At 41.8% G+C, this 19721-nt stretch carries 18 protein-coding genes and 1 riboswitch; of the genes, 15 read left to right on the top strand and 3 right to left on the bottom strand.

What is annotated here, in order from left to right; all coding sequences use genetic code 11:
• The first annotated feature begins 9 nt into the window (after positions 1–9).
• The 3 genes from ispG (at position 10) to feoB (ending at position 4280) form a co-directional block, all read left to right on the top strand.
• Positions 10–1089, top strand: coding sequence for a flavodoxin-dependent (E)-4-hydroxy-3-methylbut-2-enyl-diphosphate synthase (gene ispG, locus ABFC84_10410; GenBank protein ID MEN6413151.1), 1080 nt, complete (start codon positions 10–12; stop codon positions 1087–1089).
• Between the two features lie 3 nt (positions 1090–1092).
• The gene (locus tag ABFC84_10405; protein MEN6413150.1) at positions 1093–2796 is read left to right on the top strand and encodes a proline--tRNA ligase; all 1704 of its coding nucleotides are present in this window, start codon (positions 1093–1095) and stop codon (positions 2794–2796) included.
• Positions 2797–2933: 137 nt separating this feature from the next.
• Positions 2934–4280: a ferrous iron transport protein B gene (feoB, locus tag ABFC84_10400; GenBank protein ID MEN6413149.1), complete on the top strand. Its 1347-nt coding sequence runs from the start codon at positions 2934–2936 to the stop codon at positions 4278–4280.
• Here feoB and ABFC84_10395 read toward each other — a convergent pair.
• Positions 4181–5632 (bottom strand): recombinase family protein, encoded by a 1452-nt coding sequence (locus ABFC84_10395; protein ID MEN6413148.1) that lies wholly within the window; start codon positions 5630–5632, stop codon positions 4181–4183. The two genes, feoB and ABFC84_10395, sit on opposite strands and share 100 nt — an antisense overlap.
• Before the next feature lie 360 nt (positions 5633–5992).
• Between ABFC84_10395 and ABFC84_10390 the strand changes: the two genes are divergently transcribed.
• A complete protein-coding gene (locus ABFC84_10390) occupies positions 5993–6136 on the top strand; it encodes a hypothetical protein (protein MEN6413147.1) in 144 nt (47 codons plus the stop codon).
• A 514-nt stretch (positions 6137–6650) separates the two neighbouring features.
• Here the strand turns inward: ABFC84_10390 and ABFC84_10385 are convergent.
• Both ABFC84_10385 and ABFC84_10380 read right to left on the bottom strand, forming a co-directional pair.
• Positions 6651–6866 carry a hypothetical protein gene (locus ABFC84_10385; GenBank protein MEN6413146.1) on the bottom strand — a complete coding sequence of 72 codons (216 nt, stop codon included), beginning with the start codon at positions 6864–6866 and terminating at the stop codon, positions 6651–6653.
• An 806-nt stretch (positions 6867–7672) separates the two neighbouring features.
• A complete protein-coding gene (locus ABFC84_10380) occupies positions 7673–7993 on the bottom strand; it encodes a carbohydrate-binding protein (protein ID MEN6413145.1) in 321 nt (106 codons plus the stop codon).
• Positions 7994–8454: 461 nt separating this feature from the next.
• Positions 8455–8539, top strand: a riboswitch (cyclic di-GMP riboswitch).
• A 120-nt stretch (positions 8540–8659) separates the two neighbouring features.
• Between ABFC84_10380 and ABFC84_10375 the strand changes: the two genes are divergently transcribed.
• The 11 genes from ABFC84_10375 (at position 8660) to ABFC84_10325 (ending at position 19682) form a co-directional block, all read left to right on the top strand.
• Complete coding sequence (locus ABFC84_10375; GenBank protein ID MEN6413144.1) at positions 8660–9736, top strand: HD-GYP domain-containing protein; 1077 nt, start codon at positions 8660–8662, stop codon at positions 9734–9736.
• Positions 9737–9881: 145 nt separating this feature from the next.
• Complete coding sequence (locus ABFC84_10370; protein ID MEN6413143.1) at positions 9882–10109, top strand: hypothetical protein; 228 nt, start codon at positions 9882–9884, stop codon at positions 10107–10109.
• 15 nt (positions 10110–10124) lie between these two features.
• Positions 10125–11096 (top strand): hypothetical protein, encoded by a 972-nt coding sequence (locus ABFC84_10365; GenBank protein ID MEN6413142.1) that lies wholly within the window; start codon positions 10125–10127, stop codon positions 11094–11096.
• A 16-nt stretch (positions 11097–11112) separates the two neighbouring features.
• Entirely contained in the window at positions 11113–11841 is a 729-nt protein-coding gene (locus ABFC84_10360) for a pseudouridine synthase (GenBank protein MEN6413141.1), read from the top strand.
• A gap of 80 nt (positions 11842–11921) precedes the next feature.
• A complete protein-coding gene (locus ABFC84_10355; protein MEN6413140.1) occupies positions 11922–13157 on the top strand; it encodes an NAD(P)/FAD-dependent oxidoreductase in 1236 nt (411 codons plus the stop codon).
• A gap of 206 nt (positions 13158–13363) precedes the next feature.
• Positions 13364–13762 carry a hypothetical protein gene (locus tag ABFC84_10350; GenBank protein ID MEN6413139.1) on the top strand — a complete coding sequence of 133 codons (399 nt, stop codon included), beginning with the start codon at positions 13364–13366 and terminating at the stop codon, positions 13760–13762.
• Between the two features lie 143 nt (positions 13763–13905).
• Entirely contained in the window at positions 13906–14583 is a 678-nt protein-coding gene (gene cmk, locus ABFC84_10345; protein ID MEN6413138.1) for a (d)CMP kinase, read from the top strand.
• 25 nt (positions 14584–14608) lie between these two features.
• Positions 14609–15166, top strand: a complete 558-nt coding sequence (locus ABFC84_10340) for a lysophospholipid acyltransferase family protein (protein MEN6413137.1) — start codon at positions 14609–14611, stop codon at positions 15164–15166.
• A 6-nt stretch (positions 15167–15172) separates the two neighbouring features.
• Entirely contained in the window at positions 15173–16870 is a 1698-nt protein-coding gene (locus tag ABFC84_10335; protein MEN6413136.1) for a LytS/YhcK type 5TM receptor domain-containing protein, read from the top strand.
• Positions 16867–17646: a LytTR family DNA-binding domain-containing protein gene (locus ABFC84_10330; GenBank protein ID MEN6413135.1), complete on the top strand. Its 780-nt coding sequence runs from the start codon at positions 16867–16869 to the stop codon at positions 17644–17646. Before ABFC84_10335 ends, ABFC84_10330 begins: the two co-directional genes overlap by 4 nt.
• Before the next feature lie 182 nt (positions 17647–17828).
• A complete protein-coding gene (locus ABFC84_10325) occupies positions 17829–19682 on the top strand; it encodes a carbon starvation protein A (protein ID MEN6413134.1) in 1854 nt (617 codons plus the stop codon).
• Positions 19683–19721 lie beyond the last annotated feature (39 nt).

Raw genomic sequence — 19721 nt, 5'->3', positions numbered from 1 at the left:
TGAAACGGGATGAATGAAATGATAGAACGTAAACAGACAAAAACTGTATATATCGGGAAAGTAGCGGTAGGTGGGAACGCTCCTGTTTCCGTACAATCTATGACAAATACCAAGACGGATCATGTCGCTGCAACCGTAGCCCAAATTAAACAGCTGGCTCAGGCAGGCTGCGATATTGTCAGGCTGGCGGTGCCGGATATGGCAGCGGCAAAGGCACTGGAACAAATCAAAAATTGCGTCGATTTACCGTTGATTGCAGATATACATTTTGACTATCGTTTGGCAATGGCAGCCATGGACAGCGGTATTGATGCACTACGATTGAATCCCGGGAATATTGGCGATCCGGAACAGATTGCCATTGTTGTTAAAATGGCAAAAAAACGGCATATTCCCATTCGAATTGGTGTAAATGCCGGTTCTTTAGATAAAAAAATACTCGTGAAGCATGGTGGACATCCGACTCCCGAAGCATTGGTGGAAAGTGCGTTGCACCATATTGCTATTTTGGAGAGATTGGATTTTCATGATATAAAAGTATCTTTAAAAGCCCATGACGTGCCCTTAACAATCGGTGCTTATCGGCTAATGTCCGAGACGGTGGATTATCCACTTCATTTAGGCATTACTGAGGCAGGAACCATTAAATCAGGAGTAGTCAAATCGGCAGTTGGAATCGGAGCTTTATTGGCTCAGGGCATTGGTGATACCATCCGGGTTTCACTGACCGGTGATCCGGTGGAAGAAGTTTATATTGCTAAAGAAATCCTGCAATCTTTAGGTCTAAGAGAATATGGACCTACTTTAATATCCTGTCCGACTTGCGGTCGCTGCGGAATTGATTTGGCGGTGATAGCCCGCCAGGTGGAGGAACGTCTTGCCCGGATTAAATCTCCATTGAAAGTAGCTGTAATGGGGTGCGTAGTCAATGGACCGGGGGAAGCCCAAGAAGCAGATATCGGTATCGCCGGTGGTAAAGGCGAGGGCTTGGTGTTCCGAAAGGGCAAAGTTCTTAAAAAAGTACCGGAAAACGAATTATTGTCAGCACTTTTTCAGGAAATTGATAAAATACTCAAGGAGGAAAAATAAAAGATGCGAGTTTCACAGCTATATGCTCCGACTTTGCGGGAAACGCCCGCAGAAGCCGAAGTGGTAAGTCATCAGCTTATGTTACGGGCCGGCATGCTCCGTAAAGCAGCTGGTGGCATCTATACGTATCTGCCGCTAACCTGGCGGGTTTTGAAAAAGATTGAAACTATTGTCCGAGAAGAAATGGATGCGCAGGGCGGGCAAGAATTGTTGATGCCGATTATCCAACCGGCTGAAATGTGGCAGGAAACCGGGCGCTGGAGTGTCTATGGGGACGAGATGTTCCGGTTAAAAGATCGGCATGACCGTAACTTTTGTCTTGGCCCTACCCATGAAGAGATGATTACAGCTTTAGTAAGAACAGATGTTCGTTCTTATCGGCAATTGCCGCTGCTGTTATATCAAATTCAGAACAAGTATCGGGATGAGATCCGGCCGCGGTTTGGATTAATGCGTGGTCGGGAGTTTGTGATGAAGGATCTGTATTCTTTTGATTTGGATGAAGCCGGTCTGGATATAAGTTATAAAAAGATGTATGATGCATACACTAAAATATTCACTCGCTGCGGACTGAAATTCCGTGCCGTAGAAGCGGATGCCGGCGCAATCGGCGGCAGCGGTACTCATGAGTTCATGGTGATCGCCGATTCCGGTGAGGCGGCCATCGTATATTGTCCTCAGTGTGATTATGCCGCCAATGTTGAGAAGGCTGAACTACAGCTGATCCCTGCGGCAGCAGAGCCGTTAAATCCCCTAACAATCAAGGATACACCGGGAACAAAATCCATTCATGATGTTACCGGATTTTTAAAAATCAAACCGGAGAAAACCATAAAAACAATTGCGTATGAGACCGATAAAGGTTTGGTGTTAGCCTTGGTGCGGGGCGATCATGAAGTGAATGACATCAAAGTGAAAAACGCCTTGAATTGTCTGTTTATTGAACTGGCTTCGGGGAAAGCGATTCATGATGTTCTTGGGAGTTTCGCCGGATTTATCGGACCGGTTGGAATACAGAACGCCACCATTATTGCGGATCCGACCGTTATGGGAATGTATAATGCCGTATGCGGCGCCAATAAGCAGGATCAACATTATGTTAATGTCAATCCTGCCCGTGACTTTAGCGCTACGATAGTTTCCGATATTCGCCTGATTCAAAAAAACGATCCTTGTCCTCATTGCGGCGCTCCACTCCAAACTGCCCGTGGAATTGAGGTGGGACAAGTATTCAAACTGCATACAAAATATAGCGAGGCACTAAAAGCCACTTATTTGGATGTAAACGGCAAGGAAAAACCGATGGTTATGGGATGCTATGGCATTGGAGTCAGCAGAACGATGGCGGCGGCGATTGAACAAAATAATGATGAACATGGGATCATCTGGCCGGCAGCGATAGCGCCTTTTCATGCAGCTGTTATACCCATCAGCAGTAAGGATGCCGGACAAATGGCATTGGCTGAAAAAGTATACCAGGAATTAAGCGACGCGGGAGTCGAAACCGTGTTGGATGACCGCAATGAGCGGCCTGGCGTTAAATTTAAAGATGCGGATCTGATTGGTTATCCGCTAAAAGTTACTATTGGTCCGAAAGCCATGAATGAAAACGCAATCGAAGTAAAAGTGCGTCGTACCGGTGAAGTTTTTTATTATGGCAGGGAAGATTATATTACGCAGATTCAGTCTTTGTTGGCTGTTCTCTAATCAGGAAATAAAAGCGCGTATCTCCGCACACGGAATGCGCGCTTTTATATTGATCATTCTTTGTTCATATTTCAGGTGACGATTGAATAGAAAATAGCAGGATATCGGATCACTGAAGAATGGGCGGGGGAATGAAGTTGGAGAAGATTGTCCTGGTGGGGTCGCCGAATGTGGGAAAAAGTGTACTATTCAATGAGCTGACAGGAACGTATGTAACGGTATCTAACTATCCGGGGACAACCGTTGATGTGTCTCGCGGTCAATGTCGAATTTATGGTAAAACCTATGAAGTTATTGATACTCCGGGGCTCTATTCCTTCATGCCTATTACTGACGAGGAGCGGGTAACCCGTAAATTGCTTTGCCGGGAACATCCGGATATAGTCATTCATGTAATTGATGCGAAAAATATTCGCCGGATGCTGTTTCTAACGCTGCAGTTGCTGGATGCAGGTTTTCCGGTGATTTTAAATCTTAATCTGATCGATGAGGCCCGTCAAATGGGAATACATATTGATAGTGAGCGATTAGCTTCCCTGTTAGGGATTCCCGTAAATGCTACTGTGGCAGTTAAAAAAATTGGAATTGGCAAATTGAAGCAGGAAGTTTACCAATATAAATATGGGGCGGCCCTCCATTTGAATTTTTCTGAAGATATTGAAGCAAGCATTACCGAAATCAGCAGTATACTGCTGGCGGATTATGGAATATCAAAACGCATGGTATCGTTGCTTCTGATTCAAGAGGATGAGGCAATGCTAAAATTTGTACAGCAGGAAGAAAGAATTGCTGAAATAACAACGATTATTCAAACCCTGGCAGAGCAATATCAACATAATCTGGAATGTGTATTGACGTTAGAACGGCAGAAAATGATTGATAAAATTTTAAGTTGCACTGTGAAATATAGTCAGGGAAAACGAGAAAATAAATATGAGCAGTTAGGTCGCTGGGCACGGGAGCCGGCAACAGGAATTCCCATTTTGATATTGATTTTATATTTTGGCTTGTATCAATTTGTTGGTAAATTTGGTGCCGGATTCTTAGTTGATTATCTAGACACCTATCTTTTTTCCGAAATTATAAATCCTATCGCCGAAGCTATGGCAGATGATTATATTCCTTGGGAATGGGTTCAGTCCATGCTGGTCGGAGAATACGGTATATTTTCACTGGGGATTCGGTATGCTGTTGCCATTATTTTACCAATTGTCGGTACGTTTTTTTTTGTTTTTGCCATTCTGGAGGACTGCGGTTATCTGCCTCGGTTGGCGATGCTGGTTGACAAATTATTCAAATATTTTGGCTTAAATGGGCGCGCCGTGATTCCGATTACTTTGGGACTCGGCTGCGGCACAATGGCTATTATGGTAAGCCGTACAATTCAAACGGTACCAAGGGTAAACTCAACTATCGTCTCGAGTCCGGTGTTGTCCACCACGAACACCCAATTTAGTTTTTCTATAATGGTACGGCGCTCTTGAAATGATTTTGCCGCAAGTATTTCTTTGGCTGTTACCTTGAGCTGCTTTTCCTTTTTCTGAACAGATAATTTTGCGACGCTTTCATTTATCTGTCGCAGTTCTTTTGCGATGCTTACTATCTCTTTGTCAGCATCTTCCGGTTCAATCATTCCGGTTCTAACCCACTTGGTGAGCGTTTGCTGACGCTTTTTTAGCTGGTCTTGATACTTTATCAACTTGCTGGAATTTTCGCTGTTATCGGTTGATTCTTCGCTCAGAAGAGAATAAATCCCTTCCTTTTGTTTTGCGTACTTGCAAAAGATTTCCCAGACGAAATTATCTAACTTTTCACACTGAATAGTAGGATTTCCGCAAGGGTGGAGAGCTTTGTCGATCGTTCCTGAGTTGCATGAGTACCAGCGGTATTCCTTCCCCGATGGTTTTAGTTTGTAGTGTGATGACAACCCGTATCCGCACACGCCGCACTTTAAAAATCCCCGGAGCAGGTATTCCTGTTTTGTATTACGGGGGCTGCGTCTGCGGTTTGCATCTAATATTTTCTCGGCCGCTCTAAATTGTTCCTCTGTGACGATAGGGGGGATAGAAATTCGGATCCATTCTTTTTCGTCCCGTTTCGTCTTATGAGTTTTATACTGGCTTATTTTTTTCTCATAATATTTGAATGACCACTTTGTGCCGGCGTATTTTTCGTCGCTCAATATACGATGAATATGGGAAATGCTGAAAGGCTTACCCTGCCGGTTTACAATACCCTTGCTGCGAAACAATATTGCGATATCCTTTACCGTTAATCGCTGACTTAAATAAAGTTCGTAGATAATCTTAACCGTTTCGGCTTCTTCATCGTTGACAATATAAATGCTGTTTTCTTTATCCCAATTGTAACCATAGGCTTTTCCATTCTGAATGATCTTGCCTGATAGTGCTTTTGAACGCTTTCCCCGAAGAGTACGTTCGCGGATTTTCGCCTTCTCAAATGCTGATATGGCTCCGCGAATAGAAAAAAATAGCCTTCCTTCAGGGCTGGCATCATAATCCCCAGTGACGAAAAATAGTTTTGCGCCGGCTTTCTCTATTTCATCGGCAAGCAGGAGCTGGTTTGTCAGGTTACGGCTCAACCGGTCCGGGTCATATATAATAACGTTCTGTATTAGTTTGGCCCTTAAATCATCTCTAAGATGGTCTAGTGCCGGCCTTTCTAGATACTCGCCCGAATACCCATCATCTATATATTCGACAGCTTCTAGGCCGAGTTTGGCAGCATGGGCGTGGCATGTTCTTATCTGGTCACCTATAGAATACCCTTGTTCGGCCTGTATATCGGTTGACACCCGGCAGTATATTGCGTTCATTGATATAACCTCCAGATGCATATATATTATGCTGTGTCTTTTTTTATATTTTGGCATCATTTTTTGGTGGACATATTCCTAGTAGTTTATCCGCTGCTTTCATCCGTTTCTCACGGCGAACGATGAGGCTACCTTCAAAATCTGATTGACCAGATGTAGACGGGATGAGTGATCCCGAGCAGCTTTGAGCGTGAATTTCATCCTGTTAAGGGTAGAGGAGCATTCCTGTAATCAGTAAAAATGTCCTACCAAGTTATAAATACAAGTTATAAATAATTGTTACCGGATATTTTCCGATTTTAAAAAATTATGTTCAAGTGGACAATCATCAGCCGCATATCTTTTATGGGAGGGGTGAGGATGAAAGATAAAAAGATTGTCTTTAAAGGTTTTATTGTAAACGGAGTGAGTTATCCCCCGGAAAAGCCTCCACAAATATTTTGGGATGATTTAGAACGGGCTTTTACCCCGGAGCCTAAGGACTTACTCAAAAAGGCCGAGTAATCGGCCAGCTTAAAACTTGGACAACTACCAACAGGAAAAAATGGTCCGGAGTTGCGCTGATACTTACAGCTGCGGAAAATCATTCATAAGGAGAGGGGGGCGTTTGATTGGACTTTGGATGGCGACACACATAGTAAAGCGCTATGTACTTAGCCTACATCGATGTGAACACGGTTCCGTGCGGATGTTAGTTTATGGTCAGCAAATCGCAGATAAAATCGGCAGCGGTTTAAAAGTGAAATCGGGCTAACCTCATCCGTCGGCGTTTCATGGAATAAAGTATTTGCAAACTGGGCAGCGATATGAAAAAATCGGACGCTACAACTATTGTTAATGCAAATAATTTCCAGGAAATAGTTTGGCCGTTGCTAATAGGGAGCTTACTCTATGTTGGGAATAGCACCCGCACGGTTAGGGACCTTATAAATATTGAAGATGTAAAAGTGAGCGTTTATGTATTGGCCGAATCAGTTGCAGCAACAAACAACCCCCCTCTCCCCAGCTGTGTATGGGTTTAGTTTTTACTATTTTTTTGACTCTTGATTAGGTCGATAACACCTGATTCATTCACGGCTTTGTCTAAATTTTGTTTATCAGATAATAAATATGCTTGAGTTTCATCCAATTCAGAATATTCCACTTGCAACCCTAGACCTTCTACATCCTTTTGAAATTCGGGATCAGCGATCATCTTTTTTAATCCTTTAAGCAGCTTGGTTTTTACTTCCATCGGCAATTCCTTAGACGCTGCTACTCCAAATCGGTTGCTAATAATTATATTGTATCCTTATTCACTAAAAGTAGGTATTTTTGACCATAATGGATCCTTTGCTCGTTCTGCTCCTGTTGTTGCTAGAATTTTAATAGTGCCTGATTTTATGTATTCATTGAATATAGTTTGAGACGCAAGGGCTGCTTGAATATGTCCGCCAAGTAAAGCCGCGGTTGATTCACTTGCACTGCGGAAGGGAACTTGTTCTATATTAGTATTAGTAGAATGTGCAAGCCTGCATGGCCAAACTTTACTTTACTTGGATGTTCTTTCGCATATTCAATTAAATCATAGCTACTAAACAGGCCACTAACAAAAATAAAGTGCTTTTATGCACATAACCACCTCCTGATTTCCATAATTCTACATTTGGTAATAAATCCCTGCAGTGTTAGTAAAAAATATAAATTTTTACATATAACAATCCATGATTTTATTTCTTCAAATAAATAACCAATAGCAACGCCAAAACGTATTGCCGATCACTTAGACAACAAATGAGAGTTACCGCTCTGTCCTTCGGGATGGGGCGATTTTTTTGTATTAAATTGTGACTTGCGGCTTTAATATCCTATCATACTGTTATTTTAGCTAGCGAATTCTAAATTAATTCTAAAAATCACCGTCTATTATAAACCTTAGACACCCCAATATTCATATCCACTCTTTTTATCCCGGCACAATGCTGTCGGGATTTTTTTTGTCACCGAAGAGGCATGATAAAAACTAAGCCTGTCGCAAGTTTAAGCGGCAGGCTTTTACACTCATTGGTGGATATTAAAATTATAGTTCAGTCCGTTGTTATTGTCCCAATTATTTGCTGAATCTTTAAAAGCGACACATAATGCATCGTTATTGTTAGCTATAACAGTAGCTTCAAAACCAGCTGGTGTTCTAGTCATATGCACATCTTGAGTATTCTGCCACTCAAAGCCAAACCCAACATGGGCCTGAATACAGGAAGCACCACTTTGGGGCAATAATCCATTATAACTGATTTTCACATCTTCACCCGGATGGGGATTAGTCGGGCTGACAATTACACTATTGGCTAAATACTCGTTGCTGTTTGCTTTAAAAAGCATTATATCTCCTCCTTATAATTTGGATACTGTAGATTCATAATTTAGTATGACACAATTTAAAATTATCATTCCTGTAAACTAGTGGTAAACATTGAGTAATATTCAAATAATAGTACATTCAATATTTTAGGCCAGTCGAAGAATAATCAAAGTATATATTATTTTCAGGATGGTTTATCTTTAATGCTTTCATTAATGTTTTCGCTTATTTCCTTCAAAATTTCCTGGGGCTTTATAAAAATTACTATAATGTGAAGTCAATAAGACAGAAACTCTTTTTTTGCAGCTTTTCGGCGGGGTCGTGATTAACGATGCTGTGTTAAATGAAATGACAAATAATCTGCATTACACACGTCTAAAGGAATGGGATTATTGACTGATTACCTCGAACATTTTCATAGATATATTATAAAAATTATACTTTACAATTGAATACATTCATGGTAATATATATAAATATTATTAATATCTGGCTAACTTATCGAAAGGTAGGGGCGCAAAGCTATGGGTCTAAAGACGATGGTCTATGATTGCCAAGTTGCCGCTTTAAATGAAGTGTAGAATGGTATCAGCATCTAAAAAGGCTGGTGCCATTTTTGATTATGAAGTTAAAATGGATATCAACGCTGACTGATTATTGCTTTATGTTAAATCAGGAGGTTCCTTATGAAATTGATATTTACGAAAAATTTAATTCCTGGTATGTGTACAGGTGAAGAAGTGATCGCTCAGGATGGCGTAATAAAGCTATTGGCCCAAGGAATTGTTCTTAACCAATCGCAAATAGACAGCATCAGAAATTGGGGATTGTCATCTATTTATATTGAAGACTCTGCTGAGAATATGAAGGAACAAGTAATGGGCGTTCAAATGACAAAGGCCGAGTTTACATATGGTTATGCAGAAACGCTTAATAGAATTGTTCATGGATTTCGGCATATTAAAAGATTTGGCGAGGTTCCAATTGCTGAAATGAATGAGCTTGTGGATCAAAAAATTATTCTTTTGGTTGAATCAATAGGTGGTATAGCGCATTTTAACGAGATGCGGTCTTATAGTGATAATACCTTTTCACACTCATTGAATGTTGCTGTAATTGCCGGGATTTTGGGTAAATGGTGCAACTACAGAAATGCTGAATTGAAAAATATAATTTTAAGCGCCTTGCTCCACGATATCGGCAAATTGAGTGTTCCGTTATCTATACTGAATAAACCAGGACGTTTGTCGGATGAAGAATTCGCTGTCATTAAGAAGCATCCTCAAGAAGGTTATCAAATGATTAACGAGGATGCTCGGATTTCTAATGATATTAAACTGGGTATTTGGCAGCATCATGAGCGGTTGGATGGTAGCGGATATCCGCGTGGACTGGTCGGGAATGAGATTTTTGCTGTCGCAAAAATTATTTCCATTGCTGATGCATACGATGCAATAACATCTGAACGGATATATCACCATAAAAAAACACCACTAGAAGCACTTGACATATTGGCGGAAGATATGTTTAAAAAGCTGGATCCTGTTGTCTGTATGACCTTCATGGAGCATATGGAAAATTATTTTATAGGGAATAGCGTAATATTAAGCAATGGACAGCAAGCAAAAATTATAGGTTTTAATACCAAAGAAAAATGTTTTATTAAGCCACTTGTTTGTTTATATAATGGCGATATTCTGAATCTGCAAAAGGAAAGAATATGTATCGAAGGAATTGACTGTAAAGATATTAAGATAAAGTAGCATGGTTAACAAGTATATATTTTGATTGGCATTTTATTTTTATAACCTCTCGGAATAATTACACACCTGTGAGTTAATAAAGTGATAATATATGATGCATTTTGCATCCCGTTTTGTATAATATACTGTACGTCATTGTTTGGATATGCAGTATCTTGAGCTACCACGCAGCTTGGCCAGTGGTGATTTTATTACTTTTACCCGCGAACAAATGGCATCAGAAAAAGGGCTGCGCATGCGCTATACATTTGCCGGGTCGGTATATTTTCAACGGATGAAAGATCTATCGTTATATTCTACAAGCCGGGCAGAGATTAATGCACGTGTGGCAAAAGCAAAGCTAACGGATATATATAATATGTGTTTGGTTTAGGAGGAAGAGCAAAATATGAATAATATAATTAGCCATTGTATTGACATTAATACTCAATATTGTCCTTGTTTATTAGCCGAAACCAATCACTGCGTATTTTGCAGTCATCTGAAGGGGAAAATAACCTGTGATTGTAATTGGACCGGCGTATGTATATTATATGAGAAACATTGGCAGTCTAAGAAAAATCGTTGGCGCGATGAGGAAAGTGCTCCCATAAGGACTGAGGTAGAAACTAAGTTTAAACTTTTGCAGCAGATTAGTGAGACTGCCTTTCTTTTGGAGCTTTCCCTTCCTGCTGATTTTACCAATCAACTGAATAAGACTGGAGCGTTTGTATTTTTACGTCGACCGCAGGATCCCTATTTTTATCATTTTCCAGTTGGAGTAATGAAAGTTTCCAATACTATGATACAGCTAGTAGTGGAAACGGTAGGCCCGAAGTCAGCTCGAATATTTGATGACAAAGAGCACCTTCTTTTGGTGAGGGGACCTTACTATAACGGAATATTTGGCCAGCCATGGATTGACAATGTTACCCATGGTGAGATAATATTGGTAGCTGGAGGAATTGGCCAGGCGCCGGCTTTCGCGATTGCCAGTAAATTGGTAAGCCGGGGAAATCAAGTGCTTGCTATTCTTGCTCCCGGACATATGGGAAAAGTTTTTATTGCAGATGAGATGCGCCGATTAGGAGTTCAGGTGCATGTCGTTGAATCCCTGCGACGAGAAGGCATGACGCTGCTAAAGCAAAAACTTTCCTCGGTACCGGACTTAATCGTCAGTGCCGGACCGGATGAACAGCATTACGGTATTATGGAAGCCATGGGGAATGCAGGTGTGAATATACCAATGGCTGCAACCAATAACGCTACGATGTGCTGTGGTGAAGGAATTTGCGGCAGTTGTGAACAGGAAACACGTCGTGATGGCAGAATTAGAACTTGTAAAGTTCAAACCCGTTTTGAGGAACTATTGAATGATTGAATAAAAGGAGTAATTTATGCTGGAACGATTACAGAAAATAATAAGTCAGGCCGGTATCGCTTCCCGCCGTGAAGCTGAAAAAATAATCCTGGCAGGGCGCGTTTCGGTCAATGGAAAGATTGTCACCGAACTTGGAACGAAAGCACAGCCGAGAAGAGATCGGATTAAAATTGATGGGAACCCTATCACCGCCGAAAAAAGCGTATATGTTTTACTATACAAACCTAAGGGTGTCATGTCTACCAGTCAGGATCCTCAGGGGCGAAAAACGGTTATAGACCTGGTTCGCGATATTCCCGAGAGAATTTATCCCGTCGGCAGGCTGGATTATAATACTGAGGGCTTATTAATCATGACCAATGACGGAGAGTTGACCCATTCATTGATTCACCCCAGTAAAAAAATAGATAAAACCTACCTAGCCAAAGTCACTGGCATACCGGCAGAAGAAAAACTGGATTTATTACGCATGGGAATAAAATTATCTGATGGAATGACATCTCCGGCCAAGATGCAGCGAATGGATATTGATCGCGAAAAGAACATTACAACGGTAGAAATCACCATTCATGAAGGGAAAAATCGGCAAATTCGCCGGATGTTTGATACTATCGGACATCCGGTAAAACAATTGAAGCGGGTGAAATTTGCTTTTTTGACCTTGAGCGGTTTGCGAAGAGGTAAGTATCGCCACCTTACTCCTGAAGAAATAGCGGAACTAAAAAAGTTAGCTGAAAATGAATAAAATTTGAACTCCTATTTATACAAATAGGGGTTTTATGTTTATAATAAAAAAGAAAATATTGCGATATAAAGGTGAATACAATGAAAAAAGTAATTGTAATTGGTGCCGGTGCAGCGGGAATGATGGCAGCTATTGCGGCAGCAGAAAATGATACCGAAGTAATCATTTTGGAAAAAATGCCTAAAGTCGGTCGAAAACTATTAATAACCGGAAAAGGACGCTGCAATGTGACCAATAGCGGCGATATGCAAACATTTATAAAGAACATGCCGGGGAATGGGTCCTTTTTATATAGTGCACTGAATGCTTTCAATAATCAGGCTATGATTGATTTTTTGGCAAAATATAATGTACCTACTAAGTGCGAACGAGGTGGTCGTATATTCCCGGTAAGTGATAAGGCAATTGATGTCGTCAACGCTTTTCTTCGAGTTCTGGCGAATCACAAAGTAAAAATTTTAACTGAGCAGAGGGCTCAACGAATCCTTGTTGAAAATAACCGGATTACCGGTATTATAACGACAGCGGGTACTGTTTATCATAGCGATGCGGTTATTCTCTGCTCCGGCGGTGCATCCTACCCGGCAACCGGATCTTCGGGTGACGGGTATGTTATGGCCCGGGAGGTTGGTCATCATATTGTTCCATTAAAACCTTCACTGGTGCCTTTAGAAGTTGCAGAGGAGTGGATTACTGAATTACAGGGATTGTCATTAAAAAATGTGACAGCTGCCGTAATAACCGAGGGACGTAAGACTGCTGAAGAATTTGGTGAAATGTTGTTTACTCATTTTGGCTTATCGGGACCGATTATTTTGTCACTCAGCAAAGTGGTTGCCGACTTGCTAAGTAAAAAAAAGGAAGCGCTTTTGGAAGTCAATTTGAAACCGGCATTAACGGAAGAAGTTCTCGATAAACGCCTACAACGGGATTTTGAAAAATTTTCTCGTAAGCAGCTGAAAAACTCACTCCACGAATTATTACCGGCAAAAATAATCCCGGTGGTTATGGATATAGCCTTTCTTGATCCCGATAAACCGGTGCATCAAATTACTAAACAAGAACGTTCTCGGTTAGTTGCTACACTTTCCCATTTGACTTTCACCGTTACTTCGACACGGTCTATTAACGAAGCTATTGTTACTGCCGGTGGGGTAAGTACTAAGGAGATCAATCCGGCCACTATGCAGTCAAAACTGGTACAAGGATTGTTTTTTGCCGGTGAAGTGATTGATATTGACGGATATACCGGTGGATTTAATCTGCAAGCGGCTTTTTCCACCGGATATGTGGCAGGGAAGAACGCAGCTTACTAATTGGAAGGGGAAAGAGGTACTAGGCAGAACAGAATGTGAGCATAATACAACTAAATAAGTAAATTGATGGGGGATAAGTAGTGAAAAACTCCAATTGGCAATGGATTCAACAAAGAGACCGTTTATTATTGTATCTAACTTTTTTTTGTTTAAGCCTGCTGCTTGTTTCCCAAATTATATTGTTATTTCAAGCTGGCAGAGTTCAATTGTCAAGAATTGACCAATTGGAGGGAGAACAACTTTCCTTAGACATTCCCCCTGGCTATAATGAGCCAATAAAAATCATTGATTCGCAGAATGTAACAAATCCTCTACAGCTTTTTCGCAACAGTCAGGTCATAATTATCCGTATGATTACCCCGGTAAATCATCATGGCGTCTTTGCTGCTATTAACGGTAAAAAAGCGGAAGATTTCTACAAGGGTGAAGTCCAGCTGCATGTTTATGATGGCGACTATGTCGAAATAAACGCCACTGCGTTACAGCAGCCATCTCAATATATTGTTAATGTTCCCGGCAGTAAAGTGGTTTCACCCCTGAATGGACTTATAGTGGAAAGTCGAGGAACCATTACCGCAGTTGGTAAGGTGAAATTTAAAAATTAAGTGCTGCTGTTATGATTACACCACAGGATTCTCTTAACGAAGAGGATATTCGCATTTTACAGGGAAATATATATAATGATTTTTTGCTTCTTAATTTGTCTGGAGGCTCAGGATCAATCATTATGAAGGCGATGGAGGAGTCTATGAAAAAGTTAATTATGGCTATTGATGGTCCGGCAGGAGCTGGCAAGAGTACAGTGGCTCAAATCGTAGCCCAGCGTCTTAATTATACTTATATTGATACCGGGGCTATGTACCGTGCAGTAACGTGGCAGGCCCTGGCGCATAATCTAACTTGCGCCCAGACAGAACAAATTGCCAGGATTGCCCGTAATTATGCTATTCGGTTACAATATGTAGGTGGTAAAACGAAAGTATTACTGGAAGAAAAGGATATAACTTTGGAAATTCGCAGCCCGGAAGTTACCCGGATGGTTGCAGGAGTTGCTCAAATTTCGACAGTACGGGAGGCGATGCTGCATTTACAACGGGACATGGCAAAGGCTGGCGGGGTAGTAATGGACGGCAGGGACATAGGTACCTATGTATTACCGAATGCAGATATTAAGCTGTTTTTGACTGCATCCATTGAGAAAAGGGCTGAACGCCGCTGGCGGGAACTGCGGGCAAAGGGGATGGAAGTTGACTTTGAACAGTTAAAACAAGAAATTACCTGTCGGGATCAGATGGATTGTGAGCGGGACATTGCCCCCCTAGTTCAAGCGCCAGACGCCGTCTTTTTAGACACTACTCATTTATCAATTGAAGAAACCGTACAGGCCATTTTGCAAATCTGCAGGGAGAGAGCAGAAATTGTATAATTTGATTAGAAATTTTTTCTGTTGTTTGTTTACAGTACTTTTTCGCTGGGAAATTACCGGTTTGGAAAATATTCCGCTCAATGGCGGTGTAATCATTGCCGCTAATCATATCAGTCTATGGGATCCACCGGTAATTGGCACCCCCAGTCCCCGACCAGTTTATTTTATGGCAAAAAAAGAATTGTTTAACATACCTGTATTGGGCTGGATCATTCGAAAATTGAACTCCTTTCCAGTGCGACGGGGAATTGCTGACCGCACCGCTATTCGGACTGCCATTGAATTACTGAATCAGGGAAAAATAGTGGGCATATTCCCTGAAGGAACACGCAGTAGAACAGGTAAGCTGGGGAACCCAGCTCCCGGAGTCGCGCTAATCGCTGCCAAGGCCGGTGCTCCGATTATTCCGGCAGCAGTGATCGGTACGAACAGGGTATTTTCTCATGGCTGTTTTTTACCTCAGTTTCGGGTTAAATTTGGTCAGCCAATTTATGCTGCAGCCGGGAAAGTAGATAAAGAAATGCTGGAGGATCTTAGTACCCGCATGATGGAAGCAATTTCCCGCTTACTTGAAGAGGGGTAAGATACTATGCAAGAAAGCTTGTCGATGATATTACTCCAGCGTATTGCATTTATCGCTGTTATTGCTTATGTCTTTTCTCAAACGCGGGCTTTTCGTTCTTTATTTAAAGAGCAGATTACTTCGCGGGAACAGGTTATTTTAGTGATTGCTTTTTCCGGCATATCGATTGCCGGTACTTATTTTGGCATACCTGTGGGAGATGCACTGGCAAATGTCCGGGATACAGGCAGTATTGTTGCCGGATTATTAGGCGGTCCTCTGGTTGGTACTGTTACCGGATTGATCAGTGGCCTGCATAGGATATCCCTGGGGGGATTTACGGCGGTACAATGCGGCGTAGTCACTATACTGGGCGGCGTTATTTCCGGTTGCATTCATCAGCGGATGAAACCCAAAACGCCGGATTTTATTACCGGAATTCTAATTGGCATCAGCATTATTTTACTCAGTATGATCCTTATTTTATTCTTTGCCGAACCCCATGCCGCGGCAGTGTCATTAGTATATCAAATTACTATCCCCATGGTATTGGCAAATATCCTGGGGATCGCTACTTTCATGATTATTGTTCATAACGCCAGAGAACATCAAACTAAAATTGGGGCGCTGCAGACGAATAAAGCGCTGCGCATTGCCAATGCTACTTTACCTTTTTTTCGACAAGGTTTGACGATTCATTCTGCCGGTAAGGTAGCCGCTGCCATTCAAACTATGACTTCTGCAGCAGCAGTTGCTATCACCAACTGTGATGAGGTTTTGTCTCATGTCGGTTTAGGCGAGGATCACCATCGGGCCGGTGACAGCTTGCTTGCCACTGATATTCGAGACTGTTTCTCAGCCGGGGAAACTATTAAACTCCAGCATGACGGTGAAATCGGCTGCCGACATAAAAACTGCCCCTTTAAATCATCATTGATTGCTCCGCTTTATTGCCAGGAAGAACTTGTTGGCACGCTAAAAATTTATTATACCTCAGAAGATGCCATGTCCGAATTAGATATAGAATTCACCCAGGGCTTGGGACAAATTTTCAGTACGCAGCTGGAATTGGCAAAGCTGCAGCATATGGCGGAATTAACAACCAAAGCGGAACTAAAAGCGTTACAGGCCCAGGTTAATCCTCACTTTTTATTTAATGCGCTGAATACCATTGTTTCTTTGTGCCGTACCAATTCCGAGGAGGCCAGACGATTACTAGTAGAATTAAGCGACTTTTTTCGCCGGAGTTTAAAAACTGCACGGGATTTTGTTACGCTTCAAGAAGAGCTGGATCATGTAGATTCTTATTTAATATTGGAAAAAGCCAGATTCGGTCAGAGACTGATTATCGAAAAACAGATCGATGAGAATGTACTGGATACTCAAATTCCTTGCTTTACATTACAGCCGTTAGTAGAAAATGCGGTTAAACATGGATTGCAGGCTAAGGAACATGGAGGAACAGTTCGTATTTCAGCCCAAAGATCCGACATACATGTTGAAATTACTATCTGTGACGATGGGGTAGGAATCCCGCCGGAAATTATACAAAAAGTACTGGTTCACGGTTTTGGCAAAGGAACGGGTGTCGGTTTAAGCAATGTAAATGAGCGGCTAAAAACAATATATGGACCTCAATATGCTTTGGCAATTGATAGCGTTGTTGGTAAAGGAACAGTAATTAAGTTGTCTATTCCTATGAAAAGTGAGGGGATAAGCCCGTGAGGGAATTAATACGGACAATCCGGGTCATGATTGTTGATGATGAAGAGCATGCCCGTAATGAGCTTCAGTATTTATTAAACCAGTACCAGGATGTAAAGTTAGTATGCGTTGCTGCCAATTATCGACAAGCCCTTGATTCCATTCAGCGCTGCCAGCCTCATCTGATTTTTATGGATATTCAGATGCCGGGAATGAATGGCATTAAACTGGTGGAAAAAATTCTTGCTGCGGATATCTCCCCGCTACTGGTTTTTGCAACTGCCCATGATGAGTTTGCCGTAAAAGCTTTTGACCTGGATGCGGTAGATTATTTATTAAAGCCTTTTTCGCAGCGACGGCTTGACCAATGTCTTAATCGCGTTCGTAGCCTGTTAATGAATTATGCCCCAATAGAATTTTCTTATGGATCCAAGGGAACAACCGACAATCCAGTTCTAAATTCCTGGAAAAGATTAGCCATTGAGAATCATGGTAAAGCTGTTATACTTAACATAAATAATATTATTTTAGCTTGCTGCTCGGATGGACAGCTTTGTATATACACTGAAAACAAGAACTACAAGTGCAATATGGCGCTGCAGGATTTACAGGCTAAACTTTTATCCCACAATTTTTTCCGCAGTCACCGTTCTTATTTAGTGAATCTAGAAAAAATTAAAGAAGTGATCCCCTGGTTTAACGGAACTTATAATTTGGTTATGGAGGGGATCCCTGATATGGAAGTGCCTGTCAGCCGGCAGCAAGCTGCCTATTTAAAAAAAATATTTGCTCTCTAGTGTAATTAAGACGGTAATAGTTGTTATTCAGCCTGTATTTGATGCATTTCAACCAAAATGTATTGCTGGATTCAAAAAAATCGCATATGATTAAATATAATAGTCAGAACTTTACAAAAATAATTGAAGGGAGGTGCCATTTAGCACACAGGTCGGGTAAAAAAGAAAAAAGGAGGATGTTTATGAATTCAGTTCTCTTGCTGATTGTTTCTGCCTGTGTATTTGTCTTGGCTTATCGCTATTACTCCGCATTCATTTCTGCAAAAATTTTTGCCTTGAATGATTCTTATGTGACACCTGCGTATCGCTGTAATGATGGGCGTGAATTTGTACCTACGAATAAATGGGTTCTTTTTGGTCATCATTTTGCGGCAATTGCCGGTGCCGGTCCTTTGGTAGGTCCGGTATTGGCTGCTCAGTATGGATGGGGTCCTGGTTTTGTGTGGATTTTGCTGGGTTCTGTTTTTGCCGGTGCGGTGCATGATTTCATTATTCTGTTTGCTTCCATCCGGCATAACGGTCAGTCTTTAGCAGTGATTGCCCGTCGTGAAGTTGGACCGCTTACCGGTGTTACCACCTCTTTGGCGATCTTTTTTATTATCATCGTTGCGTTAGCGGGTCTGGCTATTGTTGTCGTGAATGCTTTATTTAAGAATCCCTGGGGTTTATATACTTTGACCATGACGATTCCCATTGCGATTGTCATCGGATTGTACATGTTCAAGATCGCTCCCGGGTCCATTCGTTCCGGATCCATTATAGGTTTTTTATTAGTCCTGGGGGCTGTTTTTACCGGACACTGGCTGAGTCCTGGTCAACCCTTTGAAGCTCTTGCCAGCGCCTTTAATTTTACGAAAAACCAATTAGCAGTGGCACTGCCCTTATATGGTTTTTTTGCCGCCGTACTTCCAGTTTGGCTGCTGTTGGCACCGCGTGATTATTTAAGTTCATATATGAAAATTGGAACAATCGGCGCTTTAGCTCTTGGAATTTTAATTGTTCAGCCGACGGTACACATGGGTATGACTACTCGTTTTATGGATGGCGGCGGACCTATTATTCCCGGTCCATGGTGGCCCTATGTATTTATTACTATTGCCTGCGGTGCTATTTCCGGGTTCCATTCTTTAATCAGTTCCGGTACTACCCCTAAGATGATTGAATTGGAATCACAGGCCCGTATGATTGCTTACGGTGGTATGCTTGTAGAGGGATTTGTCGGCATAATGGCGTTAATTTCTGCCGTAGTTTTACTGCCTGGCGACTATTTCGCCATCAACACACCGGCAGCCGTATTCGCAAAATTGAATATACCGCCGGTAGAATTAAATGAATTATCCCGCTTGGTTGGTATGGATGTGGCCCATCGCCCTGGCGGTGCTGTATCTTTGGCGGTTGGTATGGCTCATGTTTTTTCCAGCATTGGTGGTATGAAACATTTAATGAACTATTGGTATCAATTTGCGATTATGTTTGAAGCCTTATTTATCCTGACTACGATTGATGCGGGAACCCGTGTTGCCAGATACATCCTACAGGATATTATCGGCACCTATCTGTACGCTCCCCTTAAAAAAACCAGCTGGTGGCCCGGTATCCTGTTTACCAGTGCATTAGTAAGCTATTTGTGGGGTTATCTGCTGTATAGCGGTGATGTTGCCTCCATTTGGCCGTTGTTTGGGGTTGCCAATCAGCTGCTGGCCGTTATTGCTCTGGCTATTGGGACCACCATTATTCTTAAGATTGCTCCGAAAAAATCTTATGCCTGGGTAACCGCGGCCCCCTTAGCATTTCTAACCGTTACCGTAATTGCCGCCGGCGTTATGAACATTGGAATGTTTTTTACGCGGGGCGATACACTGGGCAATACGAACGGTATAATCAGCATTGTGTTGATCATTTTGGTTGTTATTACCTTGTTCGATTCCTTCCGTAAATGGGCTGAACTGTTGAAGCTTGATAAACCGGTTGGCATGAATACTGAAATTACAAATTATTGCGAATATAATAATACCCGTCCTAACATTACTCCGTGACCGCACCGACAAAATCTTGACTTGCTTTAAAAGAGAGTC

Source organism: Veillonellales bacterium (genome assembly GCA_039680175.1).
GTDB lineage: Bacteria > Bacillota > Negativicutes > JAAYSF01 > JAAYSF01 > JBDKTO01.
Note: the sequence above shows the minus strand (reverse complement) of the source record. Positions and strands in the feature narration are given on the sequence as shown.